Origin of the sequence: Streptomyces sp. KLMMK, from assembly GCF_036961605.1 — a bacterium.
In the GTDB taxonomy this organism is placed as follows: Bacteria; Actinomycetota; Actinomycetes; order Streptomycetales; family Streptomycetaceae; genus Streptomyces; species Streptomyces telluris.
This window is the reverse complement of sequence record NZ_JBAMDC010000510.1, coordinates 1-4,006: the sequence shown is the minus strand read 5'-3', so window position 1 is coordinate 4,006 and position 4,006 is coordinate 1. Positions and strand designations below refer to the sequence as shown.

Sequence of the window (4,006 nt, the reverse complement as noted above, 5' to 3'; positions counted from 1 at the left end):
GTCGGCGCGCGCCGCGGCTCGGCGCTGTGTGCCGGGGAGCCGGGCGCTCCAGCGGGTGAAGTTCACTGAGGATTACCTCGCGGAGTCGTTCCGGACCAGCTCGGCGACGTGGTGGGGCCGTTCCGCGTGCCCGGCGCGGGGCCGCGGTCGTCGGTGCGGGGGACTGCCCCCGGGGGAATGCAGCAAACGTCCGAATCCTCGTAATTGTTACTCTTCGCAGGTACGAGCCCACCCATGGTCACACGACCAGTGTGGCCGACCGGACTGACATCCGTCAGACGTCGGCCTCTCCGGGGGAGTTCCCGGCTCCGCCGCAGGGCCCATGACCTGCTTCAACTCGCTTCCGGGTGACGTCCGGTGTCTGCGGCGAGTTCGAATTCGGCCCGGGGGTTTTCGAGCGAGCCGAGGGAGACGATCTCGCGTTTGAAGAGCCCGGTGAGGGTCCACTCGGCGAGGACGCGGGCCTTGCGGTTGAAGGTGGGGATCCGGCTGAGGTGGTAGGCGCGGTGCATGAACCAGGCGGGGTAGCCCTTGAGTTTCCTGCCGTAGACGTGGGCGACGCCCTTGTGGAGGCCCAGGGAGGCCACGGAGCCGACGTACTTGTGCCGGTAGTCCTGGAGCGGCTCGCCGCGCAGTGAGGCGAGGACGTTGTGGGCGAGGACCTTGGCCTGGCGGACGGCGTGCTGGGCGTTGGGGGCGCAGACGGTGGTGGCGGGGTCGTCCGCGGTGAGGTCGGGGACGGCGGCCGCGTCGCCGGCGCCCCAGGCGTGTTCGACGCCGTCCACGGCGAGGGCGGGGGTGCACTTGAGGCGGCCGCGGCCGTTGAGGGGGAGGTCGGTGGCCGCGAGGATCGGGTGGGCCTTGACTCCCGCGGTCCAGACGAGCGTTCGAGTGGGGAAGCGGGAGCCGTCGCTGAGGACGGCGATGCGGTCCGCGCAGGAGTCCAGGCGGGTGTCGAGGCGGACGTCGATGTTGCGGCCGCGCAGCTCGCGCAGGGCGTAGGCGCCCATCTCCTCACCGACCTCGGGGAGGATGCGCCCGGTGGCCTCGACCAGGACGAACTTCAGGTCGTCGGGTTCGAGATTGTGGTAGTACCGCGCGGCGTAGCGGGCCATGTCCTCCAGTTCGGCGAGGGCTTCCACGCCCGCGTAGCCGCCGCCGACAAAGACGAAGGTGAGGGCCGCGTCGCGGACGGCGGGGTCGCGGGTGGAGGAGGCGATGTCCATCTGTTCGAGGACGTGGTTGCGCAGGCCGATGGCCTCCTCGACGGTCTTGAAGCCGATGCCGTAGTCGGCGAGGCCGGGGACGGGCAGCGTGCGGGAGACGGAGCCGGGCGCGAGGATCAGCTCGTCATAGCGGATCTGCACGGCGCCGGTGCCCTCCTCGTGGGAGGCGAGGGTGGTGACGGCGGCGGTGCGCTTGGCGTGGTCGACGGACTTCACCTCGCCGATCACGACCTGGCACTTGTCGAGGGTGCGGCGCAGGGGGACGACGACGTGGCGCGGTGAGATGGAGCCGGCCGCGGCCTCGGGGAGGAAGGGCTGGTACGTCATGTACGGCTCAGGATCGACCACGATGACGGTCGCCTCGCCGCGCTTGAGCTTCCGCTGCAGCCGCAGGGCGGTGTACATCCCGACGTAGCCGCCGCCGACCACCAGAATGCGCGCCGGTTCCTTCGCCAAGGCCACTCCTCAGTCCTCGAGCACAGCTCCCTCCCCATGACGCACCCCCGGCAGGAGTTTGTCCACAGGCCGTGCGAAATGTATGACCGGGCGGCGGAGCTGATCCCTCCAAGGGGGCGCACCGGTTCGAAAGACAGGTGCGCAGGTCAGGGTGGCTGCGGCGGGGTTGCGGGGTGGTGCAGAATCATTGTGGAGGGGGCATGTACTCCAATCGGGGGTGCCCGGTGCGGAACTACCCCTTCTTTCTTGACCTGGGCTCAACTATGTTCGTACTCCGTCGGGGTGTCAGAGACGTGCCCCGGCAGTCAGGGCGGGGAGTCTCCGGGGGGAGACGTCATAACCGGGGGAACACATATGCATATTCAGGGCTCTCATTGGTCCACCGCTGTCGCGCCGTCGGAAGCGGGCGGTGGCCGCAGCACGCCTCTGCGCGTGGACGCCCAGCGCAATCTCGAGCACGTTCTGCGTGCGGCCCGCGAGGTCTTCGGCGAGCTGGGCTACGGGGCGCCGATGGAGGACGTGGCGCGCCGCGCCCGCGTCGGCGTGGGGACGGTCTACCGCCGCTTCCCCAGCAAGGACGTCCTCGTCCGGCGGATAGCCGAGGAGGAGACCGCGCGGCTCACCGAGCAGGCCCGCACCGCGCTGGGCCAGGAGGACGAGCCGTGGTCGGCGCTGTCGCGCTTCCTGCGCACGTCGGTGGCCTCGGGCGCGGGGCGGCTGCTGCCGCCGCAGGTGCTGCGGGTCGGCGTCGACGGGGAATCCGAGGAGATCGAGGCACGGGTGCCGCAGCAGCGGCAGCCGGGCGTCACCGGTGGCCAGCTGCACGAGCTGCGGCTGGTCGAGCAGCGGACGGCCGCCTCCGCGGAGCGGCACGACGCTGGTGCGGCGGCGCTGCTCGAGGTCGTCGGCCGGCTCGTGGAGCGGGCGCGGGCGGCGGGTCAGCTGCGTCCGGACGTGACCGTGGCCGATGTGCTGCTGGTGATAGCGACGGCCGCGCCGTCGCTGCCGGATGCGGTGCAGCAGGCGGCGGCGTCCTCGCGGCTGCTGGACATCCTGCTGGAGGGGCTGCGGTCCCGGCCTGCCGAGTAGGCCGTCGCCTGCCGCGTAGGTCTTCTGTGTGACGGGCGCGCCCGGTCCGGCCCTCCAAGCGGACCGGGCGCATCCGGAAATCCTTCCCCGTTCGGGTGACATCCGGTGCGTCATGCAGCCGAAGTCACCCCGGACGGGTGGTTGATGCCCATGCCGAGCTGGTGACGGGCGCCGCTGTGCCACGCTTTCGCGATGTTCGGGATTGCCGGCATGTACAGGGGCCTGCGCTATGGGTGTTGACGGGCAGGAAGAACCGGGCGGGAGCGAGCAGGCGGACAGACCGTCCTTGCCCCGGCCCTCCGACGAGGGCGGTTCCGCACCGGCCGGGGATGCGGCACGCGGCGCCGGGCCGAGCGTGCCGCGGCAGCGCAGGCGCAAGCACCGCAGGACGGACGCCGCCGCCGATGCGCCCCTGACCGACACCCAGCTGGTGGCCCGGATGCGGGCGGGCGAGAGCGATGCCTACGAGGAGCTCTATCGCCGCCACGCCCCCGCGGTGCGCCGCTATGCGCGCACTTGCTGCCGCGACAACCACACCGCCGACGACCTCACCAACGAGGTCTTCGCGAGCACCTTGCAGGCCGTGCGGGGAGGGGCCGGGCCCGATTCGTCGGTGCGCGCCTATCTGATGACCACGGTGCGGCGGGTCGCGGCCACCTGGGGGAAGAGCGCCAAGCGCGAGCAGCTGGTCGAGGACTTCGCCGAGTTCGCCTCGTCGGCCGCGCGGCTGCCCGCCACGGAGGACGGGGAGGGGCTCGGCCCGGGCGCGGACGTCCTGGCCATGCAGGAGGCCGAGCACTCCCTCGCCGTGCAGGCGTTCCGCAGTCTGCCGCCGCGGTGGCAGACGGTGCTGTGGCACACCACGGTCGAGGAGGAGTCGCCGAGCGAGGTCGCGCCGCTGCTGGGGCTGACGGCCAATGCGACGGCGGTGCTGGCGCACCGGGCGCGCGAGGGCCTCAAACAGGCGTATCTGCAGGCGCACGTGAGCGCCTCGCTGACGGCCGGCGGCGACTGCGCGCGCTTCGCGGACCGGCTCGGGGCGTACGCCCGGGGCGGGCTGCGGATGCGGGCCGAGCGGGGGCTGCGCAAGCACCTGGAGGACTGCACCCGGTGCCGTACGGCGGCCCTGGAGGTCGCCGACGTCAATGAGCGGCTGCGGGCGCTGCTGCCGGTGGCGGTCATCGGCTGGTTCGCCGCCGGGTTCTCGGCCAAGGCTGCGGCGGGCTTCGGGCTCG

General features: G+C 72.0%; 3 protein-coding genes. 2 read left to right on the top strand and 1 reads right to left on the bottom strand.

Features of this window, described 5'->3' with window-relative positions; all coding sequences use genetic code 11:
• Window positions 1-332 precede the first annotated feature (332 nt).
• Window positions 333-1,631: an NAD(P)/FAD-dependent oxidoreductase gene (locus tag V7793_RS34585; protein ID WP_443058057.1), complete on the bottom strand. Its 1,299-nt coding sequence runs from the start codon at window positions 1,629-1,631 to the stop codon at window positions 333-335.
• Between the two features lie 405 nt (window positions 1,632-2,036).
• On the opposite strand from V7793_RS34585, the gene V7793_RS34580 reads away from it, so the two are divergent.
• Together V7793_RS34580 and V7793_RS34575 are read left to right on the top strand one after the other, a co-directional pair.
• Window positions 2,037-2,771: a TetR/AcrR family transcriptional regulator gene (locus V7793_RS34580; protein WP_168091552.1), complete on the top strand. Its 735-nt coding sequence runs from the start codon at window positions 2,037-2,039 to the stop codon at window positions 2,769-2,771.
• Between the two features lie 229 nt (window positions 2,772-3,000).
• The coding region (locus V7793_RS34575; RefSeq protein ID WP_336013658.1) for a sigma-70 family RNA polymerase sigma factor at window positions 3,001-4,006 on the top strand (1,006 nt) is incomplete at its 3' end.

Bases quoted from the DNA above. Each gene is read 5' to 3' on its own strand.
- V7793_RS34585 (WP_443058057.1), bottom strand. From the start codon at position 1,631: ATGTACACCGCCCTGCGGCTGCAGCGGAAGCTCAAGCGCGGCGAGGCG.
- V7793_RS34580 (WP_168091552.1), top strand. From the start codon at position 2,037: ATGCATATTCAGGGCTCTCATTGGTCCACCGCTGTCGCGCCGTCGGAA.